Origin of the sequence: Streptomyces sp. AC550_RSS872 (assembly GCF_019049285.1) — a bacterium.
In the GTDB taxonomy this organism is placed as follows: domain Bacteria; phylum Actinomycetota; class Actinomycetes; order Streptomycetales; family Streptomycetaceae; genus Streptomyces.
Genome location: NZ_JAGMUL010000035.1, coordinates 1 through 20,817, shown reverse-complemented (window position 1 = coordinate 20,817; position 20,817 = coordinate 1). Strand labels below are relative to the sequence as shown.

General features: G+C 69.5%; 20 protein-coding genes. 12 read left to right on the top strand and 8 right to left on the bottom strand.

What is annotated here, in order from left to right:
• The 3 genes from KUM44_RS16885 to KUM44_RS16875 all read left to right on the top strand — a co-directional run.
• A partial coding sequence (locus tag KUM44_RS16885) for an LCP family protein (RefSeq protein ID WP_217208714.1) occupies positions 1-983 on the top strand: 983 nt, incomplete at its 5' end.
• Between the two features lie 224 nt (positions 984-1,207).
• Positions 1,208-3,004: an LCP family protein gene (locus tag KUM44_RS16880; RefSeq protein ID WP_217208713.1), complete on the top strand. Its 1,797-nt coding sequence runs from the start codon at positions 1,208-1,210 to the stop codon at positions 3,002-3,004.
• A gap of 344 nt (positions 3,005-3,348) precedes the next feature.
• Positions 3,349-4,935, top strand: a complete 1,587-nt coding sequence (locus KUM44_RS16875) for an LCP family protein (protein ID WP_217208715.1) — start codon at positions 3,349-3,351, stop codon at positions 4,933-4,935.
• 24 nt (positions 4,936-4,959) lie between these two features.
• Here the strand turns inward: KUM44_RS16875 and KUM44_RS16870 are convergent, their stop codons facing one another.
• Positions 4,960-5,988 carry a glycosyltransferase family 2 protein gene (locus KUM44_RS16870; protein WP_217208712.1) on the bottom strand — a complete coding sequence of 343 codons (1,029 nt, stop codon included), beginning with the start codon at positions 5,986-5,988 and terminating at the stop codon, positions 4,960-4,962.
• A 141-nt stretch (positions 5,989-6,129) separates the two neighbouring features.
• On the opposite strand from KUM44_RS16870, the gene KUM44_RS16865 reads away from it, so the two are divergent.
• Positions 6,130-7,584, top strand: a complete 1,455-nt coding sequence (locus KUM44_RS16865) for an LCP family protein (protein WP_217208711.1) — start codon at positions 6,130-6,132, stop codon at positions 7,582-7,584.
• Positions 7,585-7,763: 179 nt separating this feature from the next.
• Entirely contained in the window at positions 7,764-8,126 is a 363-nt protein-coding gene (locus KUM44_RS16860) for a four-helix bundle copper-binding protein (protein WP_217208710.1), read from the top strand.
• A gap of 75 nt (positions 8,127-8,201) precedes the next feature.
• Here the strand turns inward: KUM44_RS16860 and KUM44_RS16855 are convergent, their stop codons facing one another.
• On the bottom strand, positions 8,202-9,500 hold the full coding sequence (locus KUM44_RS16855; RefSeq protein WP_217208709.1) for an LCP family protein: 1,299 nt from the start codon (positions 9,498-9,500) through the stop codon (positions 8,202-8,204).
• A 119-nt stretch (positions 9,501-9,619) separates the two neighbouring features.
• Between KUM44_RS16855 and KUM44_RS16850 the strand changes: the two genes are divergently transcribed.
• From KUM44_RS16850 to KUM44_RS16840, 3 genes are all read left to right on the top strand, one after another.
• Entirely contained in the window at positions 9,620-10,177 is a 558-nt protein-coding gene (locus tag KUM44_RS16850; RefSeq protein WP_254389633.1) for an acyl-CoA thioesterase, read from the top strand.
• A 136-nt stretch (positions 10,178-10,313) separates the two neighbouring features.
• Positions 10,314-11,216 (top strand): DUF4344 domain-containing metallopeptidase, encoded by a 903-nt coding sequence (locus KUM44_RS16845; RefSeq protein ID WP_217208707.1) that lies wholly within the window; start codon positions 10,314-10,316, stop codon positions 11,214-11,216.
• Positions 11,217-11,670: 454 nt separating this feature from the next.
• A complete protein-coding gene (locus tag KUM44_RS16840; protein WP_217208706.1) occupies positions 11,671-12,153 on the top strand; it encodes an RICIN domain-containing protein in 483 nt (160 codons plus the stop codon).
• A gap of 101 nt (positions 12,154-12,254) precedes the next feature.
• On the opposite strand, the gene KUM44_RS16835 is transcribed toward KUM44_RS16840, so the two are convergent.
• A complete protein-coding gene (locus KUM44_RS16835) occupies positions 12,255-13,412 on the bottom strand; it encodes an acyl-CoA dehydrogenase (protein ID WP_302186012.1) in 1,158 nt (385 codons plus the stop codon).
• A 190-nt stretch (positions 13,413-13,602) separates the two neighbouring features.
• On the opposite strand from KUM44_RS16835, the gene KUM44_RS16830 reads away from it, so the two are divergent.
• On the top strand, positions 13,603-14,946 hold the full coding sequence (locus KUM44_RS16830; RefSeq protein WP_217208704.1) for a UDP-glucose/GDP-mannose dehydrogenase family protein: 1,344 nt from the start codon (positions 13,603-13,605) through the stop codon (positions 14,944-14,946).
• A 100-nt stretch (positions 14,947-15,046) separates the two neighbouring features.
• Here KUM44_RS16830 and KUM44_RS16825 read toward each other — a convergent pair whose 3' ends face one another.
• Together KUM44_RS16825 and KUM44_RS16820 are read right to left on the bottom strand one after the other, a co-directional pair.
• Positions 15,047-15,346 carry a hypothetical protein gene (locus KUM44_RS16825; protein WP_217208703.1) on the bottom strand — a complete coding sequence of 100 codons (300 nt, stop codon included), beginning with the start codon at positions 15,344-15,346 and terminating at the stop codon, positions 15,047-15,049.
• Positions 15,347-15,511: 165 nt separating this feature from the next.
• Positions 15,512-16,012: a CGNR zinc finger domain-containing protein gene (locus tag KUM44_RS16820; RefSeq protein WP_217208702.1), complete on the bottom strand. Its 501-nt coding sequence runs from the start codon at positions 16,010-16,012 to the stop codon at positions 15,512-15,514.
• Between the two features lie 134 nt (positions 16,013-16,146).
• Between KUM44_RS16820 and KUM44_RS16815 the strand changes: the two genes are divergently transcribed.
• A complete protein-coding gene (locus tag KUM44_RS16815) occupies positions 16,147-16,506 on the top strand; it encodes a VOC family protein (RefSeq protein ID WP_217208701.1) in 360 nt (119 codons plus the stop codon).
• A 58-nt stretch (positions 16,507-16,564) separates the two neighbouring features.
• Positions 16,565-16,951, top strand: a complete 387-nt coding sequence (locus KUM44_RS16810) for a VOC family protein (RefSeq protein WP_217208700.1) — start codon at positions 16,565-16,567, stop codon at positions 16,949-16,951.
• 10 nt (positions 16,952-16,961) lie between these two features.
• On the opposite strand, the gene KUM44_RS16805 is transcribed toward KUM44_RS16810, so the two are convergent.
• Genes KUM44_RS16805 through KUM44_RS16795 form a run of 3 tightly spaced genes read right to left on the bottom strand, consistent with a single transcriptional unit; the run spans position 16,962 to position 19,836 of the window.
• Positions 16,962-18,146, bottom strand: coding sequence for a dipeptidase (locus KUM44_RS16805; protein WP_217208699.1), 1,185 nt, complete (start codon positions 18,144-18,146; stop codon positions 16,962-16,964).
• Between the two features lie 5 nt (positions 18,147-18,151).
• The gene (purE, locus tag KUM44_RS16800; RefSeq protein WP_217208698.1) at positions 18,152-18,679 is read right to left on the bottom strand and encodes a 5-(carboxyamino)imidazole ribonucleotide mutase; all 528 of its coding nucleotides are present in this window, start codon (positions 18,677-18,679) and stop codon (positions 18,152-18,154) included.
• Positions 18,676-19,836 (bottom strand): 5-(carboxyamino)imidazole ribonucleotide synthase, encoded by a 1,161-nt coding sequence (locus KUM44_RS16795; RefSeq protein ID WP_217208697.1) that lies wholly within the window; start codon positions 19,834-19,836, stop codon positions 18,676-18,678. Before KUM44_RS16795 ends, purE begins: the two co-directional genes overlap by 4 nt.
• Before the next feature lie 175 nt (positions 19,837-20,011).
• On the opposite strand from KUM44_RS16795, the gene KUM44_RS16790 reads away from it, so the two are divergent.
• The gene (locus KUM44_RS16790) at positions 20,012-20,572 is read left to right on the top strand and encodes a GtrA family protein (protein WP_217208696.1); all 561 of its coding nucleotides are present in this window, start codon (positions 20,012-20,014) and stop codon (positions 20,570-20,572) included.
• Positions 20,573-20,817: the final 245 nt, after the last annotated feature.

Sequence of the window (20,817 nt, the reverse complement as noted above, 5' to 3'; positions counted from 1 at the left end):
ACGCCCAGAACATCCTGCTCATCGGGTCGGACTCCCGGGCGGGCCGGGCCAACCGGCGCTACGGACGCGACTCCGGAACCGAGCGTTCCGACACCACGATCCTGCTGCACCTCTCCGCCGAGCGCCGCAGCGCCACCGCCGTGTCGATACCCCGCGATCTGATGGTGGACGTCCCCAGCTGCCGCCGCCGGGACGGCACCCGCACCCAGCCCGTGTTCGCGATGTTCAACTACGCCTTCCAGAAGGGCGGTTCGGCCTGCACGATCCGCACCGTCGAGCGGCTCACCGACATCCGTGTCGACCACCACGTGGTCGTCGACTTCCACGGCTTCAAGGAGATGGTCGACGCCGTCGACGGCGTACGGATCTGCCTGGCGAAGCCCATCAACGACAAGGCCGCCAAACTACGCCTCCCGGCCGGCAAGGTGACCCTCAACGGCGAGCAGGCCCTCGGCTACGTCCGCGCCCGCAAGTCCCTCGGCAACGGCAGCGACACCGACCGCATGGAACGCCAGCAGCGCTTCCTCGCCGCGCTCGTGCACAAGGTCCAGAGCAACGACGTCCTGCTGAATCCGGTCAGGCTCTACCCCGTCCTGGACGCGGCGACGTCCTCCCTCACCACCGACCCCGCCCTGGCCAGTTTGCGCGGTTTGTACGAACTTGCCCGCGGAGTGCGCGACATCCCCACCGAACGCGTGCAATTTCTCACGGTCCCTCGGGAGTCGTACATACACAACGCCAATCGCGACCAACTCGTGGAGCCCGAAGCCAGGCGACTCTTCCAACGGCTCCGCACCGACGCTCCGGTGGAAGTCGTGAATTCGCCCGAAACGTCCCAGGGCCCATCCAGCGACTCTTCGCACGGGAGTTCGCACGACAGCGACGGAAAGCCGGGCGGCAGCCAGTCGAACAGGCCCGCCGACCCCACTCCCCCGGCACCCACCTTCCGGGGCAACACCGCCGCCGAGAACGCGTGCGAGTAAAGCGCTCACCAAGTCGGCGAACCCCAGTTCAAAGAAATGCGCCGGATTGCCCAGTTGTAGGGAAGTGGAATTTGTCACCGTCGTCGCTTGACGCTGAACTGGGCGGATAGTGTGAGCGATCCGGTGCACCCGGCCGTAGTTAGGCTTGCGCACTGTTTGACCGAGACCCGAGCGCCTTGGAGGGGGTAGGCGCCGCGTGGCCCCGACGGAGGATGCAGACAACCGTGGACGCGCAAGGCCGTGGGCGGGCGGATGACATCGACCCCGCAGACCAGTGGGTGCTCAATCCGAACACCGGTGAATACGAACTGCGACTGACTCCTTCCGCTCCGCAGTCATCGGTTCCGGGACCGCGCAGATCCGCCTCCCGGGCCGGAGCCGCCGCACGAGCCGGCGGAGCCGGAGGCGCCGTACGCAACCGGAGCGCCGCCCCGGCCCGCGACGGCCGAGAGGGCAGGGACGGACGCGAGCCGCGCCCGGACCGGGGCGCCTCCGGCCGCGAGGTCCCCTCGCAGCGCAGGCGTCGAGGCGCGCCCGAGGAACCGTCGGCGGGGCGGCGCGGTCGCCGGCCGGAGAAGAAGAGCAAGGCGAAGAAGGCCTTGCTGTGGACCGGCGGCGTGACGGCGTTCGTGGTGGTCGCCGCCGCGGTCGGCGGGTATCTCTACATCGAGCACCTCAACGACAACATCCAGGCCGTCTCCGACGACGGCGCGAGCACCGGTGGCTTCTCCAAGGACAAGGCCATCAACATCCTGCTCATCGGCACGGACAAGCGCACGGGCGCGGGCAACGACAAGTACGGCGACGCCGGCAGCGCGGGGCACGCCGACACCACGATCCTGCTGCACGTCTCCAAGGACCGCTCGAACGCGACCGCGCTCAGCATCCCGCGCGACCTCATCGTCGACATCCCCGACTGCCCGACCACGCAGGAGGACGGCTCCCAGAAGGTCATCCCGGGCGAGACCGGCGTGCGCTTCAACACGAGCCTGGGCCAGGAGGGCCGTACGCCCAGCTGCACCAGCCGTACCGTCACCGAGCTGACCGGGATCAAGCCGGACAACTTCATGGTGGCCGACTTCAACGCGGTCAAGACGCTGACGACGGCGGTCGGTGGCGTCGAGGTGTGTCTGGGCAAGGACATCAACGACCCCGACTCCCACCTCGACCTCCCCAAGGGCGAGCATGTGATCGAGGGCGAGCAGGCGCTGGCCTTCGTCCGCACGCGGCACGCCGTCGGCTTCGGCGGTGACCTGAGCCGGATCGGGCTCCAGCAGCAGTTCCTCAGCGCGCTGATGCGCAAGCTGAAGTCCAACGACACGCTCTCCAGCCCGACCAAGATGATCAAGCTGGCGGAGGCGGGCACCAAGGCGCTGACCGTCGACTCCCAGCTCGACAGCATCGACAAGCTGAAGGACCTCGGTCTGGAGCTGGGCAAGCTCAACACCAAGAACCTGACCTTCACCACGGTTCCCGTGCGCGACAACCCGGCCGAGAAGGTCAAGTCGACGGTCGTCCTCAACGAGACGACGGCTCCACAGGTCTTCCAGGCGATCCAGAACGACGTCTCGTTCACCGAGGTCAAGCAGCAGAAGAAGAAGGAGGCCGCCGCCGTGGCCGCCCGGCTCAAGGGCACCAAGGCCGACGCCTCCGAGGTGCGGGTGCAGATCTTCAACGGCGGGGCCCCCGCGGGCAGCGCCCAGGAGACCCTCTCCTGGCTCCAGACCGCGGAGGACGTGACCAAGTCGGAGAACGGGGGCAACGCCCCGGCGACGCTGGCGAAGACGACGCTGGAGTACGCGCCGGACCAGGCGGACCAGGCACGCCGGCTCGCCGCCATCATGGGTCTCTCGGGGTCCGCGATGAAGCCCGGCAAGAGCGTGACCAACTCCCAGGGCCTGCCCACGATGACCCTGACGCTGGGCAAGGACTTCAAGGGCGCGGGCGTCTCGCTCACGGCCCCGACGAAGGCTCCCGACGTGGAGAAGTCCACGGCCGACAAGGTCGAGTGCGCGCAGTAGCCCCCGGCATGCCGCTCCCGGTACGAAAACCGCGCCGGGAACGCAACTGTGCCGAACGCTCGTTGGTCTGACACACGACACCGGTGTGTCGGCCGGCGTCGGCCGGGCACGGCGCGTGGCCGTACCCGGCATGGATTTTGCCGACGCGTGGCCAACCCGGTCCGGATCCACAGGGGTCTGACAGGTAGCGAACCGGTGTCGGACAGGGTGGTCTGCCATGGTGCGCTCCGCACCGGACAGGGAGGTCCGGGGCGGAGCGAAGCCGTGTCGGGCAATGGGCGGGGAAGGGCAGAGAGTTGGCGCAGAGCAGTGTGCGAGGGGAGGCCCCCGCGGTGGAGGACACCATGTCCCTCACCCCGCAGGCCGACCAGGACACGCCGGCCGACCAGGGCGGCCGGCACGGTGGCGGGGGTCGCAGAGGCGGCCGGAGTGCCGACGGCAGGCGCCGCAGACGGCGTGCGCTGCGCTGGTCGGCGACGGTTCTGGCGGTGGTGATACTGGGCACCGCGGGTGCCGGGTATCTCTACTACCAGCACCTCAACGGCAATCTGAAGAAGGACGACCTCAACATCGGCGACGCGAAGGACCGCGCCGCCCGGACCGAGGCGAACGCGGCCGGTCAGACGCCGCTGAACATCCTGCTGATCGGCTCGGACGCGCGGGACAGCAAGGAGAACCAGAAACTCGGCGGCGCCAAGGAGACGTTCGGCGGCACCCCGCTCGCCGATGTGCAGATGCTGCTGCACGTGTCCGCCGACCGCACCAACATGTCGGTGGTGAGCATGCCGCGCGACACCCTGGTGGACATGCCCAAGTGCACCGACCCGGACAGCGGGGACGTGTTCCAGGCCCGCGAGCGCACGATGACGAACCAGTCGCTGGGCCGCGGCGGCCCCGGGTGCACGGTGGCGACGTGGGAGAAGCTGACCGACATCCACATCGACCACTTCATGATGATCGACTTCTCCGGTGTGGTGTCGATGGCGGACGCGATCGGCGGCGTCCCGGTCTGTGTGAACGCCAACATCCGCTCCAAGGACAGCAAGGGCCACGGCTCGGGGCTGAAGCTGGAGAAGGGCACGACGTACATCAAGGGCAAGCAGGCCCTTCAGTGGCTGCGCACCCGGTACGGCTTCGAGGACGGCAGCGACCTGGCCCGCGCCAAGGCGCAGCACCAGTACATGAACTCGATGGTCCGCGAGCTGCGCAAGAACGCCAAGCTCAGCAACCCGGGCAAGCTGCGCGCACTCGCCGAGGCGGCCACCAACGCCCTCACCGTCGACCCGGGCCTGGGCACGGTGGCGAAGCTGTACGACCTGGCGGGCGAGCTCAAGAAGGTGCCGACGTCGCGCATCACCATGACGACGATGCCGAACGAGTACGACACGATCCAGACCGGCCGGGTGGTGCCCACCGAGGACGCGACCAAGCTGTTCCGGCTGGTGCGCGAGGACATCGCCCTCGACGGCAAGGACAAGAAGAAGTCCACCGAGGAGAAGGGCTCCACCGACGCGGCCGCGGCGGACGCCGAGATCGCCGTCCAGGTGCAGAACGGCACCCGCACCGACACCCTCGCCCCGGCCTCCGGCCGCGCGACCACCGTCGCCGGGCTGCTCGTCGACAAGGGCTTCACGAGGGCCGTGGCGGACGCCTCGACCACGCCGGTCGAGGACAGGACACTCGTCCGCTACCCGAGCGCCGACCTGGAGGGCGACGCCCAGCGGCTCGCCAAGGCCCTCGGCATCCCCACCAGCTCCGTGGAGAAGTCCACGAACGTCTCCGGGGTCACCCTCGTCGTCGGCGCCGACTGGCGCGAGGGTACGGCGTACAAGGCGCCGAAGCAGGACGACAGGACGCCGGACACGGCGGAGGCGCTCAACGCCTCCGACACCAAGGCGTGCATGAAGGTGGATCCGGACTTCACCTGGTGACGGGCACCGCCCGCCCGGCGGGGCTCAGTTGGCGCTGAGCACGGCCGGGCGGCGGGAGGCGATGACCTTCTTCGCCAGGGAGCGCGGGCTGGTCAGAAAGCCGTAGCCCCAGGACATGTGCATGGTGGCGAGGGCGACCGGGATCTGGAGGCGTGCCTTCAGCGGGAGGCCCTTGCCGGCCGGGACGGACCCGGCGGCGATGGCCGCGAGGTAGCCGCCGGGGATCACCAGGGCCCACGGGGTGACCAGGGCGCCCGCCACGAGGCCCGCCGCGATGGCGCACACCGCGGTCGGCGGCGCGAGATAGCGCAGGTTGATGGAGCCGGCGTGGTAGCGGGCTACGACGTGCCGCCAGCGGCCGTAGTCCTTGTACTGCTTGGCGAGGGCCTTCACGCTCGGCCTCGGGCGGTACGACACCTTCAGCTCGGGCGAGAACCAGATGAGGCCGCCCGCCTCGCGGATCCGGAAGTTCAGCTCCCAGTCCTGGGCGCGGATGAACTCCTCGTTGTAGCCGCCCTGTTGCTCCAGCGCTTCGCGCCGGAAGACACCGAGGTAGACGGTCTCGGCCGACTGCGCCTCGCCACCGGTGTGGAAGGCGGCGTTGCCGACGCCGATCTTCGAGGTCATCGCCGCAGCGACCGCGTGCTCCCAGTCGTTCTCGCCCTCGGCGTGCATGATGCCGCCGACGTTCTGCGCGCCGGTCTCCTCCAGGAGCCGTACGGCGGTGGCGATGTAGTTGGGCGAGAGCATGCCGTGGCCGTCGACGCGGACGACGATCGGGTGACGGGAGGCCTTGATCGCGGCGTTGAGCGCGGCGGGCGTACGCCCGGTCGGATTCGGAACCGTATGGACGCGGGAGTCCTCGGCGACGAGCTGAGCCGCGATCTCGTCCGTGCGGTCCGTGGACGGACCGAGGGCGATCACGACCTCCATCTCGCCGGCGTACTCCTGCGCGAGGATCGCTTGGACGGCTCCGCGCAGATGCCGCTCCTCGTTGAGGACGGGCATGATGACGGACACGGCGGGGAGCTGCACGTCGGGATTGGCGTTCATAGGGGCCTCACGTTACCGCGAACGGGGGACAGCGGTGCGCCCCGCCGGGGTCGCTGCCCCGGGCCGCAGATCGTATGGGCCTACGGTGCTCACGGATCCCACGTACGGCCCCCAGGGCAACCCCAGCGGAGGTATCCCCCCATGCCCACGCCGCCCCGCCGCTCCCCCGCCTCGCCGCAGCGCAGTTCGCAGCCGTCCCGTGGCGGGGCGCGGCCGGTCGCGCCCGTACGGCGCAGGCGGCCGCGTTGGGCCATGCGGGCGGTGACCACCCTGTCGGTGGTGATCCTCGCCTCGGCCGGGATCGGGCACGCGGTGGTCACCAGCCTGGACGCGAAGATCGCGCGGGTGGACCCGTTCAAGGACATGAAGAACCGGCCGCAGGCCGGGCACGGGATGAACGTCCTGCTGGTCGGCACGGACGGCCGCGACCGCATCAGCGAGGAGGAGCGGCGCAAGTACCGGCTCGGCGGTGCCCCCTGCCACTGCACCGACACGATCATGATCGTGCACATCTCGGAGGACCGGGAGCGGGCCAGCGTGGTGAGCCTGCCGCGCGACTCGTACGCCGAGGTGCCCGGAGCCGACGGGCGCAAGAGCCATCCCATCAAGATCAACGCGGCGTATGCGGAGGGTGGTCCGAACCTCACCGTGCGCACCGTCGAGCACATGACCCACGTCAAGATCGACCACTATCTGGAGGTCGACTTCACCAGCTTCATGAAGACGGTGGACGTGGTCGGCGGCGTGCAGATCTGCACCGCCGAGCCGCTGAAGGACTCGTACACAGGGCTGGACCTGCCGGCCGGGCGGCACCGGCTGATGGGCGGCGAGGCGTTGCAGTACGTCCGTGCGCGGCATGTCGACAGCGACTCCGACCTGGGCCGGGTGCACCGCCAGCAGCGGTTCATGGCGGCGCTGGTCGAGCGGGCGACGTCGTCCGGGATCCTGCTGAACCCGATGAGGTTCCGGGACGTGACGCGGGCCGTGCTGGGCTCGGTGCGGGCCGACAAGGGCTTCGGGACGGGCGAGCTGCTCGACCTCGGGCGGGCGATGCGGAACTTCTCGCCGTCGTCGTCGGAGTTCACGACCGTGCCGATCGAGCAGCTGGAGTACGAGGTGAAGGGCGTCGGCTCCACGGTGAAGTGGGACACCGCACAGGCCGAGCGCCTCTTCCGGGCCCTGCGCGAGGACAAGCCGCTGTCCACGCACCGGCCCAAGCGCCGGGCCGTACCCGTGGAGGTCGCCCCGCAGCAGATCCATGTCCAGGTGGAGAACGGCACGAAGGAGAACGGCCTCGGCAAGCGCGTCGACGCGGCGCTGGCGGCGACCGGGTTCCGTACGACGGGGCGCCCGGTGGCCGCGGCGGACCGCGCGGTGAAGCGGACGGTCGTCGTCCACGACCCCGGCTGGGACCGGTCGGCGAAGTCGCTGGCGGCCGCGCTGCCGGGGAGTGAGCTGCGTGCGGTGAAGGGGCTGGGGCCGACGCTGAAGGTGGTGGTCGGGGCGGACTTCGAGAAGGTGCGCAAGGTACGGGCCGAGGACCCGACGCAGGGCCAGTCGATCGTGGTGCGGGGCGACGAGGCAGGGTGCTCGTAGCACCGTCCATAACCTCAATGGACGTGCGCGGCGGTATTCGGTGGAATGCCGGACGCGTTGACTCGTGCGGCATCTGGTGCGAATTGTTCGTGTCCGCCCGATGGCGCGGTGCGGTGGGCGGGCGTAGGACGGAAGGGCACGGGGCCCGCCCCGGGCTCCCGCGTCCCCCAGGAGGAGCCATGACCCAGCCCGGAACCATGCCTGCCATGAGCAAGGAGATGCAGGACTGCGTCGACGCGTGCATGACCTGCCACAGCATCTGCGAGGAGACCATGAGCTCCTGCATGCAGATGGGCGGCCAGGCTCAGATGCAGATCATGCGGGCGCTCATGGACTGCGCCGAGACGACCCGCATGTGCGCGGACATGATGATGCGCCGCTCGCCGATGTCGGCCGAGATGTGCGCGATGTGCGCCAAGGCGTGCGAGATGTGCGCCGAGGCGTGTATGGCCATGCCGGACGACGCGCAGATGATGCGCTGTGCCGAGGCGTGTCGTCGCTGTGCCGCCACCTGTCGCGCGATGGCGGGCGCCACGATGTGACGGCCGCCTGACAACGGTCGAGGGCACCCTCGCGCCAGGGACAGGCCCTAGGGGTGCCCTCGATCACAGGTGCGCTCAGTTGCCCGAGACGGTCACCGTCTCGTCGTTCTTCAGCTCCTCCACCAGCTGCTTCACCTTCGCGGTGTCCCACTGGAGGTTGCCGTTCGAGGAGTTGCCCGAGATCGGCATGTTCATCGACTTGCCCTCGCCGCCGCTGACGCCCTTCATCGCCCAGAACATGGTCGCCAGGTCCCACAGGCCCATGTCCTTGTCGACGATCAGGGAGTCCAGGCCGGCGCCCATGGTCGGGTACAGCTTGAAGGGGTTGAGGACCGTGCCCGGGGTCGCGACCTGGTTGGCCAGGGCGGACAGGAACTTCTGCTGGTTCTTCGTCCGGTCCAGGTCGGAGCCGGCCAGCGCGTACCGGGTGCGGACGAAGGCGAGCGCCTCCTCGCCGTTCAGGGTCTGCTTGCCCTTCTTGAGGTCGGCGCCGGACTTGGAGTCCTTGATGTCCTGCGGGATGTCGATCTCGACGCCGCCGACCGAGTCCACGATGTTCGCGAAGCCGGCGAAGCCGATCTCGACGTAGTGGTCGATGTGCAGGCCGGTGTTGGCCTCGACGGTGCGGACGAGCAGTTCGGGACCGTCCTCCGCGTACGCGGCGTTCAGCTTCACCTGGCGGCCGGTGCCCTGGTAGACCTTCCCGGAGTCCGAGCCCTTGAACGAGGGGATCGTGACGTTCGAGTCACGCGGCAGCGAGATCAGCGTCGGGCTGCCGCTGCCGGTGTGCAGGATCATCATCGAGTCCGTGCGCTTGCCCTCGGCGGAGCCGGTGTGCAGTTCCTTCTTCTGGTCGGCCGTCATGCCCTCGCGGCTGTCGGAGCCGACGATCAGGTAGTTCGTGCCCTCGCCCGCCTCCGGCCGCTCGATGACCTTGGACAGGTCGACCTCGCGGTTGAGCTTGCCGTCGGCCCAGAAGTAGGTGGCGACGGTCGTCACGACCAGCACGGTCGCCAGCGTGATCGCGGTGAACTTTATCCGGCGCCGCCAGTTCGGCGCGGGCCGCGGCTCGTGCGTGCCCCTGCCGCCGGGGCCGCCCGGGCCGCCCGGGCCGCCGCCGTACACCTGCCCGGTGTTGTACCCGCTGTCGTACCCGTCGTCGTGGGCGGTGTCATCGCCGTAGCCGCCGTGGCCCTGCCCGTTCACGTACGACGGCTGCTGCGGCACCCCGCCGTACCCCTGGCCGGGCGGCGCCGCCGGACCGCGGCGGACCTGCCGCATCACGCGGGCACCCTCGGGCTGTGCGCTCGAGCTGCCGCGTCCGTAGCGGTTACCGCGATTGTCGTCGGACCATCCACCGGGCCAGTCATTCATGCGCCCCAGTGTGCAGGGCACGGCCGGGTGCCTTACAAGGTTCGGGGGAAAATAGAGGCAGGGCTGTTGCGAAGCCAACACAAAGTCCGCGAATGTCGGCTCGGCATAAGGTGGAGGCCATGACAGACCAGGTCACCACAGCGGAGTCGGGCACTCAGGAGATCCCGGGCAAGCCGACCTCCGCGTCCCGCACCACCCTCAGTCACATCATGACCCACAACGACACCAACCTTCTGGGGACCGTGCACGGCGGTGTGATCATGAAACTCGTCGACGACGCGGCGGGTGCGGTGGCCGGTCGGCACAGCGGTGGCCCCGCCGTCACCGCGTCCATGGACGAGATGGCCTTCCTGGAGCCGGTCCGCGTCGGTGACCTCGTCCATGTGAAGGCCCAGGTCAACTGGACCGGCCGGACCTCGATGGAGGTCGGCGTACGGGTCCTGGCCGAACGCTGGAACGAGTCGGCCCCGCCCACCCAGGTCGGCTCGGCCTACCTGGTCTTCGCAGCGGTGGACGCCGACGGCAAGCCGCGCCGGGTCCCACCGGTGATGCCGGAGTCCGAACGCGACAAGCGGCGGTACCAGGAGGCGCAGATCAGGCGGACGCACCGGCTGGCGCGGCGGCGGGCGATCAAGGAGCTGCGGGAGAAGCGGGTGGCGGAGGGGTTCGAGGACTGACCGCACCTCGCGACTGACCGCACCTCGGGCGGGAAGCCACCCGTTCGGCCCGCGTCGTTTGCCCGGTGGACGGCCCGCGGCCACGGTGGGGCGGAGGCGTTCCGCATCCGACGGCGCCCGTGAGAGGTGATCCCCGGTGGCAACGGTGCGGAGTTCACGGGTCCGGGCGGGGGCCGTTCTCGTCGGGGCCGTCGTCACCGCCGTCACCGGCTGCTCGTCCGGCTCCGACGACGCGACGACGAAGACCGAGGATGCGGTACGGCCGTTCAAGGCCACCGCCTCCGCGTCGCCGACCGCGGGCCAGGGCCGACTCGTGGTGTCGTACGAGAAGCCGAAGAAGCCCGCGGACCGGCGGACGGAAGCATTCCTCAAGCGCACCAAAGCCCTTGAGGGCCTCGCGCGTTACGCCGACGACATCGTCGCTCTTCCGTACGACGTGCCGCTGCGCGCGAAGAGCTGCGGACAGGTCAACGCCTTCTGGAATCCCGGGACGAAGGACATCACGTACTGCTACGAGTTCGTCGACACCCTCAGACAGGTCTACGAGAAGCAGGAGAACGAGGGCAGCACCAGGCAACAGGACGCCGCCGTGGAGCAGGACCTCGTCGGCCTGACCAACGGCGTCCTCCTGCACGAACTCGGCCACGGCCTCATCGCCATGTACGACCTGCCCGCCACCGGCGAGGAGGAGGACGCCGTCGACCAGCTGTCCGCACTGCTGCTCGCCAGCGGCGACGACGAACACCAGGAGTACGCGATCGACACGATCAACGCCTGGGCCGGCCTCGCGCAGGCGGACGCGGCCGGGGGGATCCCCGCCAACGAGTACGCCGACGAGCACTCCCTCGACATCCAGCGGTTCTACAACTGGTCCTGCTGGCTCTACGGTTCGAACCCCGACGCGTACAAGTGGATCGTCGAGAGCAAGGGCAACCCGGACGGCGTGCTCCCCGAGGAGCGAGCCGAGAGGTGCCCCGATGAGTTCGCGAAGATCACTCACTCATGGGGCACGCTGCTTGAGCCCTACCTCAAGGACTGAGACGAGACTGAGGCGAGGACTGAGGCGAGGACTGAGGTGAAGGAGTCAGGTTCACAACTTCTCGGCCCACGCGTGCAGTTGGTCCGCCGCCGCGCCCAGGACCTCGTCCTCCATGGCGGTGTCCGCGCCCTCCCCTACGCGCATGAGACAGCCGTTTCGTCGTGACGGCTGCCGGTTCCCCGGCCTTGCCCTCTCGCCTTCCGCGTGACTTCCACCCCGCCCGTTCGAATCCGGCGGTGCGCCACCCCACCGCTGCGCCGTGTGCGCTGCCTGTGGGTGACGCCCGGTCAGCTGGTACGGACGGCGCCGTCAACGCGTTCGACGACCTCCCGGACAGGCTCTGGCCTCGTAGAACGTCCGGTTCGCCGTGCTGTGGAGCAACAGCCGGCTGCCTACGCTGAGTTCAGGGGCGCCCCTCTCCCGTGACGGACTCTCAAGGCTGAGGAGCACTGACTTGACGGACCTCGTACTGCTCGCGGGCGGATCGGTCACGCTGACCCACCACATCACCGGCACCTACTTCATGTGCAACGACTGGCACGACGGTGTCGGCAACCACACCCAGACCTGGGCACAGGACCCCTTCGCCAAGGACAACACCTCGCATCGGTGGTTCCTGCGGGCGAACGCGGATGGCACCACGGTGCGGATCGAGTCGTACGCGAACCACCGCTGCCTCACGGCAGGGGCCAACCCGCCCGACACCGTGACCCTTCGAGAGCACACGGACAGCCTCAGCCAGCACTGGCGGCTGGTCTCGCACGCAGAGCGAGGCAATGACTTCTACCTGGTCTCCGTCGTGCACCCGCGCTACGCCCTGGCCATCGCCGACCACCTCCAGGGCAACGACCGGCTGGTGGGCCTGACCCGGATGTGGGGCGGTCCGAACCTCTCCCAGCTGTGGCGTATCTACCCCTCGTCGGAGGACCAGGGGTGACTCCGGACGGCGAGTACGCACCTTGACCAGGAAGCCCGGGTCCGGCCCACACGGCCGGACCCGGGCTTCCCACGATCACCCTCGTTGCAGCAGGACTCGCGTTACGGCAGGTTCCGCGCCATCACGATGCGCTGGACCTGGTTCGTGCCCTCATAAATCTGCGTGATCTTCGCGTCGCGCATCATCCGCTCGACCGGGTAGTCACGGGTGTAGCCGTACCCGCCGAGGAGCTGGACGGCGTCCGTGGTGACCTCCATCGCCACGTCCGAGGCGAAGCACTTGGCGGCGGCGCCCTGGTAGGTGAGGTCGGCGTCGCCGCGCTCGGAGGCGGCGGCGGCCTGGTAGGTCAGGGCGCGGGCGGCCGAGATCTTCATGGCCATGTCGGCGAGCATGAACTGGATGCCCTGGAAGTCGGCGATCGGCTTGCCGAACTGCTTGCGCTCCTGGACGTAGCCCTTGGCGTAGTCGAGGGCGCCCTGGGCGATGCCGAGGGCCTGGGCGGCGATGGTGATGCGGGTGTGGTCCAGCGTCTGCATCGCCGTGGCGAAGCCGGTGCCCTCCTCGCCGATCATGCGGTCCGCGGGGATGCGAACGTTGTCCAGGTAGACCTCGCGGGTCGGGGAGCCCTTGATGCCGAGCTTCTTCTCCGGGGCACCGAAGGAGACGCCCTCGTCGGACCTCTCGACGACGAACGCCGATATGCCCTTGGAGCGCTTCGTCGGGTCCGTGACCGCCATCACCGTGTAGTAGTCGGAGACGCCGGCGTTGGTGATCCAGCGCTTCACGCCGTTCAGCACGTAGTGGTCGCCGTCGCGGACGGCCTTCGTCTTCATGCCGGCCGCGTCGGAGCCGGCGTCCGGCTCGGAGAGGCAGTACGAGAACATGCCGTCGCCCTTGGCGAGCGGGGTCATGTACTTCTTCTTCAGCTCCTCGGAGCCGGAGAGGATCACGGGCAGCGAGCCGAGCTTGTTCACGGCCGGGATGAGGGAGGAGGACGCGCAGACGCGGGCCACTTCCTCGATCACGATCACCGTGGCGAGCGCGTCCGCGCCCGCGCCGCCGTACTCCTCGGGCACGTGCACCGCGTGCAGGTCATTGGCGACCAGGGCCTCCAGCGCCTCCTGCGGGAAGCGGGCGTCCTCGTCCACCGCGGCGGCGTACGGCGCGATCTTCGCCTCGGCCAGGGAGCGGATGGCATCACGGAGCATGTCGTGCTCCTCGGACGGGCGGTACAGGTCGAAGTCAGCCGATCCGGCCAAGGTCTCTCACGCTCCAAGGACGCTGGTTGTCAAGTGCGATGCTGGCGCTAATTACCGTTAAGTAACTCAAATTTTAGAGGTCGGCTCACGCGACGGGTACGTGAGCTTGGCGACAGCTGGGAAGTTGCCCTTCAGAGCCTCCGACTATGCTCGGGCGCGCACCTCCCCCGTACCCCTTTCTGGAGTCCCCATGGCCCTCAAGATCACCGTGATCGGCACCGGTTACCTCGGCGCGACCCACGCCGCGGCCATGGCCGAGCTCGGCTTCGAGGTACTGGGACTCGACGTGGTGCCCGAGAAGATCGAGATGCTGCGCCGCGGCCAGGTCCCGATGTACGAGCCGGGACTGGAGGAGCTGCTGCGCAAGCACGTGGCCGGGATCGAGGGGTCGACCGGGCGGCTGCGGTTCACCATGGACTGGGCCGAGGTCGGGGAGTTCGGCGATGTGCACTTCGTGTGCGTGAACACGCCGCAGCGGCATGGCGAGTACGCCTGTGACATGTCGTACGTCGACGCCGCCTTCGCCTCCCTCGCCCCGCATCTGAAGAACGCCGCCCTCGTCGTCGGCAAGTCCACCGTCCCCGTCGGCTCCGCCGACCGTCTCGCCGCCTACCTGGCCGAGCACGCGCCGGCCGGCGAGGACGCCGAGCTGGCCTGGAACCCGGAGTTCCTGCGCGAGGGCTTCGCCGTCCAGGACACGCTGCACCCGGACCGGATCGTGATCGGCGTGCGCGGCGAGCGGGCCGAGAAGCTGCTGCGCGAGGTCTACACGACGCCGATCGCCGACGGCTCCCCCTTCGTCGTCACCGACTTCCCCACCGCGGAGCTGGTGAAGACCTCCGCCAACTCCTTCCTCGCCACCAAGATCTCCTTCATCAACGCGATGGCGGAGGTGTGCGAGGCCGCCGACGGCGATGTGGCCAAGCTCGCGGAGGCCATCGGGTACGACGACCGGATCGGCAGGAAGTTCCTGCGGGCCGGGATCGGCTTCGGCGGCGGGTGCCTGCCCAAGGACATCCGCGCCTTCATGGCCCGCGCCGGTGAGCTGGGCGCGGACCAGGCACTGACCTTCCTGCGCGAGATCGACTCGATCAACATGCGCCAGCGTGGGCAGATGGTGGAGCTGGCGCGGCAGGCGCTGGGTGGCGGGTCCTTCCTGGGCAAGCGGGTCGCGGTCCTCGGCGCGACCTTCAAGCCCGACTCGGACGACGTGCGGGACTCGCCCGCGCTGAACGTCGCCGGGCAGATCCACCTCCAGGGCGGCCAGGTCACGGTGTACGACCCCAAGGGCATGGACAACGCCCGCCGTCTCTTTCCGACCCTCGGCTACGCCGACAGCGCGATCGAGGCGGTGCGCGGCGCGGATGTCGTCCTGCACCTCACGGAGTGGCGGGAGTTCCGCGAGCTGGACCCGGCCGCGCTGGGCGAGGCCGCGGCGGCCCGAGTGATCCTGGACGGCCGTAACGCCCTCGACCCGGCGCTGTGGCGGAAGGCCGGCTGGAGCTACCGGGCGATGGGGCGACCGACGGCCTGACCGGCGATCGCAGACCGCCCGGGCCGCGCGATCGACGGTCCGGGCGGTCTGCGACGACCACCGACCGATCACCGACCGGACGCCGGCATGTTGACGGCGGTCAGTCGTCCTCGTCCTCGAAGCTCCACCGGAAGTCGACCACCGCGGCGGGGGCGACCGCACGCACCGTGTCGTGCGAGCCCTGCTCTATTCGGTCGGCCCAGGCGCCGAAGCGGGTCACGATGATCGGGTAGTCGCTGCCCGCGAAGACCCGGCCGGCCGACGCCTCCTCGGTGACGGCCACGTCTCTGTCGAGGTCGTTGTCGGTGAGGAACGCGGTCAGTGCCTCGGCGACGCGCGCCGTCTCCTCTTCCGACCGGAGACCGGTGACATCGAGGCTGAGTCCTACAGAGATCGACATGCGCCCAACCTAGCGGCCACCACTGACAGTGACGCGGGGACGCCGTTTCGGCCGAGGCTCAGTCGGCCGAAACGGCGTCTTGTCGCATTCTGCCGCACACCGGCCGCCCGGCGCCGAGTGAATCTTCAACAACCTTTCGAAAGTCGGCCTGTCCGGCCCGAAGGCCTACTTGGCTCGATAGCGCCGCATCTTCGCGCGCGCCCCGCACACCTGCATCGAGCACCAGCGACCGCGCCCCGCCGGACTGCGGTCGTAGTACGCCCAGTGGCAGTCGACCGCCTCGCAGGCCTTCAGCCGGGTCCAGGTGCCCTCGACGAGGGCCTGGGCAATCGCGGCCGCCACGCGGGAGAGCAGCGGGCCCTCGTGGGCGGGGGCGAGGGTGGCCGAACCGTCGGCGGTGTCGACCGCCACCACCAGCGGGCTCGCCGTCAGCAGCTCGCCGAGCGGGGTCACCGTGCGGTGCGGGGGATGGCCCGCGTGGGCGAGCAGGGCCACGCGCAGCGACTCCCGCAGTTCCCGGGCGCCGGGTACGTCCTCCTCGGCCAGCCCGTAGCGCGCCCGGCCGTCCGCCGTGTCCAGCGCGTCGGCGCCCGACTCGATGTCCAGCGTGTTGACCAGTGACTGGACCAGTTCCAGACCCCCGGGCGCGGGCGATCTCTCACTCATGGTCGAACGCTATCCCTCCGCCATCCCTCCGTGCCCGAACCCCCTTGCGAGGTTACCGCCAATACGGGAGCATAGGGTAACCGCGTTACCTGTTGACGCATGGCGCAGGTAACCAAGGCTTCGAGGAGGAAGTCATGGCCATCGCTTCACTGGGCGCCGTCGTCCTGGACTGTCCCGACCCGCGCACCCTCGCCGACTTCTACGCGCGCGTGCTCGGCGGCAGCGTCGAGGGAGAGGGAGACTGGCTGGACCTGAAGGTGCCCGGCGGGCCGACGCTGGCGTTCCAGGCCGTCCCCGGTCACGTGCCGCCGCAGTGGCCCGCGCCCGAGCACTCGCAGCAGTTCCATCTGGACGTGACCGTCGAGGACCTGGACACGGCCGAGAAGGAGGTGCTGGCGCTGGGGGCGAAGCCGCTGGACGCCGAGGACCGTTCGCGGACCTTCCGGGTTTACGCGGACCCGGCCGGGCACCCGTTCTGCCTGTGCGCCTGCTGATCCGAATGCGTCTGCTGATCGCGCCCTGATCCCTGATCCCTGATCCCGGGAGGAATCCATGGCTCCAGCGGCACGTCTGCGTTCCGTCGTCATCGACTGCCCCGACCCGCGCGCCCTCGCCCGCTTCTACGCCGGCGTCGGCGGCGGCACACCTGAGGACGACGACCCCGACTGGGTCGTACTCCGACTCCCGGGCGGGCCGCGGCTCGCCTTCCAGCCGGCGCCCGGCCACACCCCGCCGGAGTGGCCGCGGGCCGACCGCAACTCCCAGCAGTTCCACCTCGACTTCGACGCCGGGTCCACCTGGGAGGAGGTCGAGGTCGCCCAGGAGAAGGTGCTGGTACTGGGGGCGCGGTTGCTGCGCACGGAAGACAAGGACGACTTCCGGGTGTACGCCGACCCGGCGGGGCATCCGTTCTGCCTCTGCCGGATCGAGCAGCCGTGAACGAGCCCCGCTACCCGTCCAGTTCCTCGATCGTCGCGTTGGACGGACCCCGGGTCGCCTGAAGGTCACGGGCCACGTCCTCCGCCGCGCCCAGTACCCGTACCGCGTTCTGCCAGGTCAGCTTGGCCAGGTCGGTTCGCGACCAGCCGCGGTCCAGGAGCTCGGCGATGAGGTTGGGGTAGCCGGAGACGTCGTTCAGGCCGTCGGGGGTGAAGGCGGTGCCGTCGTAGTCGCCGCCGATGCCGAGGTGGTCGATGCCGGCGACCTCGCGCATGTGGTCCAGATGGTCCGCGACCGTGGACACCGTGGCGACCGGACGCGGGTGGGCCTCCTCGAAGGCGCGGTGCACCTTCATCGCCTCGGCGGTGGTGTCGAGGTGGTGGAAGCCGTGGGCGCGCATGTTCGCGTCGGCCTCGGCCGTCCAGTCGACGGCTGCCTGGAGCACGAACTTCGGCACGAACGTCACCATCGCGACGCCGCCGTTGCCCGGAAGGCGTTCCAGGACGTCGTCGGGGATGTTGCGCGAGTGGTCGCAGACCGCGCGGGAGGAGGAGTGGGAGAAGATCACCGGGGCCGACGTGGCGTCCAGTGCGTCGCGCATCGTCGTCGCCGCCACGTGCGAGAGGTCGACGAGCATGCCCTCGCGGTTCATCTCCCGGACGACCTCGCGGCCGAAGGCCGACAGGCCGCCCACGCCCGGCTCGTCCGTCGCCGAGTCGGCCCACGCGATGTTGTCGTTGTGGGTGAGCGTCATGTAGCGGACGCCCAGCGCGTACAGCGACCGCAGCGTGGCGAGGGAGTCGGCGATGGAGTGGCCGCCCTCCGCGCCGATCAGCGAGGCGATACGGCCCTCCGCGCGCGCCGCCTCCATGTCCGCCGCCGTCAGCGCGGGGCGCAGGTCGGCCGGGTAGCGGGCCAGCAGCTGCCGTACGCAGTCGATCTGTTCGAGGGTGGCGCTGACCGCCTTGTCGCCGGCGTAGTCCGAGCGGACGTACACCGACCAGTACTGCGCGCCCACGCCGCCCTCGCGCAGCCGCGGGAGGTCGGTGTGCAGGTGGGGGCCCTGATGGGTGGCGATGTCGCGGGCGTCGAGGTCGTAGCGGACCTGTTCGCGCAGGGCCCACGGGAGGTCGTTGTGGCCGTCGACGACCGGGAACTCGCGCAGGAGTTCCCGGGCTGCCTCCAAGGAGGTCATCGTCGTCACTTCCCGGAGCCGAAGCCGAAGCCGCTCGCGCCCTCGACCTTGGCGCGCAGGCGCTTGCCCTTCTCGGTGGCCTGGTCGTTGAGTTCCTGCTGGAACTCGCGCATCCGCTGGAGCAGGTCCTCGTCGTGGGCGGCGAGGATGCGGGCGGCGAGCAGGCCCGCGTTGCGCGCGCCGGCGACGGAGACCGTGGCGACCGGGACGCCGGCCGGCATCTGCACGATCGAGAGCAGGGAGTCCATGCCGTCGAGGTACTTCAGCGGGACCGGGACGCCGATGACCGGCAGGGAGGTCACGGAGGCCAGCATGCCGGGGAGGTGGGCCGCGCCACCCGCCCCCGCGATGATCACCTTCAGGCCCCGCTCGGCCGCCTGCTCGCCGTACGTGATCATCTCTCGCGGCATACGGTGCGCGGAGACGACGTCGACCTCGTACTCGATCTCGAACTCGTCGAGGGCCTGCGCGGCGGCCTCCATGACGGGCCAGTCGGAGTCCGACCCCATGACGATGCCAACAACGGGGCTCATTCGGTGATCGTGCCTCTCAGGTAGCCGGCAGCGTGACGGGCGCGCTCCAGCACGTCGTCGAGGTCGTCGCCGTAGGTGTTGACGTGCCCGACCTTGCGGCCGGGCTTCACGTCCTTGCCGTACATGTGGATCTTCAGCTGGGGGTCGCGGGCCATGCAGTGCAGATACGCGGAGTACATGTCCGGGTAGTCGCCGCCGAGGACGTTCACCATGACCGTCCACCTGGCGCGCGGGCGCGGGTCGCCGAGGGGGAGGTCGAGGACGGCCCGGACGTGGTTGGCGAACTGGGACGTGATCGCGCCGTCCTGGGTCCAGTGGCCCGAGTTGTGCGGGCGCATCGCCAGCTCGTTGACGAGGATGCGGCCGTCGCGGGTCTGGAACAGCTCGACGGCGAGGTGGCCGACGACGTCCAGTTCCTTGGCGATCGTCAGGGCGAGTTCCTCGGCCCTCAGCGCGAGGGTCTCGTCCAGGTCGGGTGCGGGCGCTATGACCGTGTCGCAGACGCCGCCCACCTGCTGGGACTCGACCACGGGGTAGGCGACCGCCTGGCCGTGCGGGGAGCGGACGACGTTCGCGGCGAGTTCGCGGACGTAGTCGACCTTCTCCTCGGCGAGCACCGGGACGCCGGCGCGGAACGGGTCCGCGGCCTCCTCGGGCGAGTCGACGACCCAGACGCCCTTGCCGTCGTAACCGCCGCGGACGGTCTTGAGGACGACCGGGAAGCCGTCTCCCTCGGCGCCCTCGGGCAGGCCCTCGGCCGCGAAGGCGGCCACGTCCTGCGGGTCGGTCACGATGCGGTGCCGTGGGCACGGCACGCCGATCGCGTCGAGCCGCGCTCGCATCACGCCCTTGTCCTGGGCGTGCACGAGCGCGTCGGGGCCCGGGCGCACGGGGATGCCGTCCGCCTCCAGGGCCCTGAGGTGCTCGGTGGGTACGTGTTCGTGATCGAAGGTGATCACATCGCAGCCCCTGGCGAACTCGCGGAGCGTGTCGAGGTCGCGATAGTCGCCGATGACGACATCGCTGACGACCTGCGCCGCGGAATCCTGAGGGGTGTCACTGAGAAGCTTGAACCTGATGCCCAACGGGATGCCCGACTCGTGTGTCATACGAGCGAGCTGGCCCCCGCCGACCATGCCGACTACCGGGAACGTCACGCCCCTAGGGTATCGGCCGCCGCGGGGCGACCCTCTTACCGGACTTTTCCAGGTCTCTTGCCGTCCTGTGTACCGGCCTATGAGTTCGCCCACAGGCAATCGACGAAGGGGGTGGTTAGCATGGCTGGGTTGACGAAACCGACCGGCAAACCGACCGACAGGAGCCTTCACGACCATGGGACGTGGTTCCTCGGGGCTTCAATCGGCGCCTCCTGCGGTACCTCGCAGTGCCGTACGGCAGCGCTTCGACCGGCTGGTGCGTGAGGTCGCCAAGTTCGGTGCGGTGGGTGGCGCGGGGCTTCTGGTCAACCTCCTCGTGTTCAACCTGGTGCGGCATGTGACCGACCTCCAGGTGGTGCGGGCGAGTGTCATCGCCACCGTCGTCGCGATCATCTTCAACTATCTGGGCTTTCGGTACTTCACGTACCGGGACCGGGACAAGAGCCGGCGTACGAAGGAACTGGGTCTGTTCCTGCTGTTCAGCGTGGTCGGTCTGGTGATCGAGAACGGGGTGCTGTACGCGGCGACGTACGGCTTCGGGTGGGACACTCCGTTGCAGAGCAACGTCTTCAAGTTCCTCGGTATCGGTGTGGCGACGCTGTTTCGGTTCTGGTCGTACCGGACGTGGGTGTTTCGGGCGTTGCCTGCGGAGGAGCCGCCGGTGGGCGGCGCGGAATCGTTCCTGGAGCGGCGGCAGCGGGCTGAGAAGGACCGGGTTCGGCAGCGCGTGGGCTGACATGGCGGCTTTTCGCCCCCGCCGCCCCTACCCGTCCCATCCTCCTGGGGCTCCGCCCCAGACCCCGCTCCTCAAACGCCGGAGGGGCTGGATCTACCGGCCCGGCGTGCATCTTTCAGCCCGTCCGGCGTTCGAGGACAAGGCCACCACCGTCCCGAACCCCCACCCACCCGCAGGGGACTACACCGGGCCTAAACCTTCCAGCCCGTCCGGCATTCGAGGACGAAGCCACCACCGCCCCGCAC

Excerpts from the sequence above, each read along its gene's own strand:
- KUM44_RS16875 (WP_217208715.1), top strand. The coding sequence starts at position 3,349 with ATGTCCCTCACCCCGCAGGCCGACCAGGACACGCCGGCCGACCAGGGC.
- KUM44_RS16870 (WP_217208712.1), bottom strand. The coding sequence starts at position 5,988 with ATGAACGCCAATCCCGACGTGCAGCTCCCCGCCGTGTCCGTCATCATG.
- KUM44_RS16865 (WP_217208711.1), top strand. The coding sequence starts at position 6,130 with ATGCCCACGCCGCCCCGCCGCTCCCCCGCCTCGCCGCAGCGCAGTTCG.
- KUM44_RS16860 (WP_217208710.1), top strand. The coding sequence starts at position 7,764 with ATGACCCAGCCCGGAACCATGCCTGCCATGAGCAAGGAGATGCAGGAC.
- KUM44_RS16855 (WP_217208709.1), bottom strand. The coding sequence starts at position 9,500 with ATGAATGACTGGCCCGGTGGATGGTCCGACGACAATCGCGGTAACCGC.
- KUM44_RS16850 (WP_254389633.1), top strand. The coding sequence starts at position 9,620 with ATGACAGACCAGGTCACCACAGCGGAGTCGGGCACTCAGGAGATCCCG.
- KUM44_RS16830 (WP_217208704.1), top strand. The coding sequence starts at position 13,603 with ATGGCCCTCAAGATCACCGTGATCGGCACCGGTTACCTCGGCGCGACC.
- KUM44_RS16825 (WP_217208703.1), bottom strand. The coding sequence starts at position 15,346 with ATGTCGATCTCTGTAGGACTCAGCCTCGATGTCACCGGTCTCCGGTCG.
- KUM44_RS16820 (WP_217208702.1), bottom strand. The coding sequence starts at position 16,012 with ATGAGTGAGAGATCGCCCGCGCCCGGGGGTCTGGAACTGGTCCAGTCA.
- KUM44_RS16815 (WP_217208701.1), top strand. The coding sequence starts at position 16,147 with ATGGCCATCGCTTCACTGGGCGCCGTCGTCCTGGACTGTCCCGACCCG.
- KUM44_RS16810 (WP_217208700.1), top strand. The coding sequence starts at position 16,565 with ATGGCTCCAGCGGCACGTCTGCGTTCCGTCGTCATCGACTGCCCCGAC.
- KUM44_RS16805 (WP_217208699.1), bottom strand. The coding sequence starts at position 18,146 with ATGACCTCCTTGGAGGCAGCCCGGGAACTCCTGCGCGAGTTCCCGGTC.
- purE (WP_217208698.1), bottom strand. The coding sequence starts at position 18,679 with ATGAGCCCCGTTGTTGGCATCGTCATGGGGTCGGACTCCGACTGGCCC.
- KUM44_RS16790 (WP_217208696.1), top strand. The coding sequence starts at position 20,012 with ATGGGACGTGGTTCCTCGGGGCTTCAATCGGCGCCTCCTGCGGTACCT.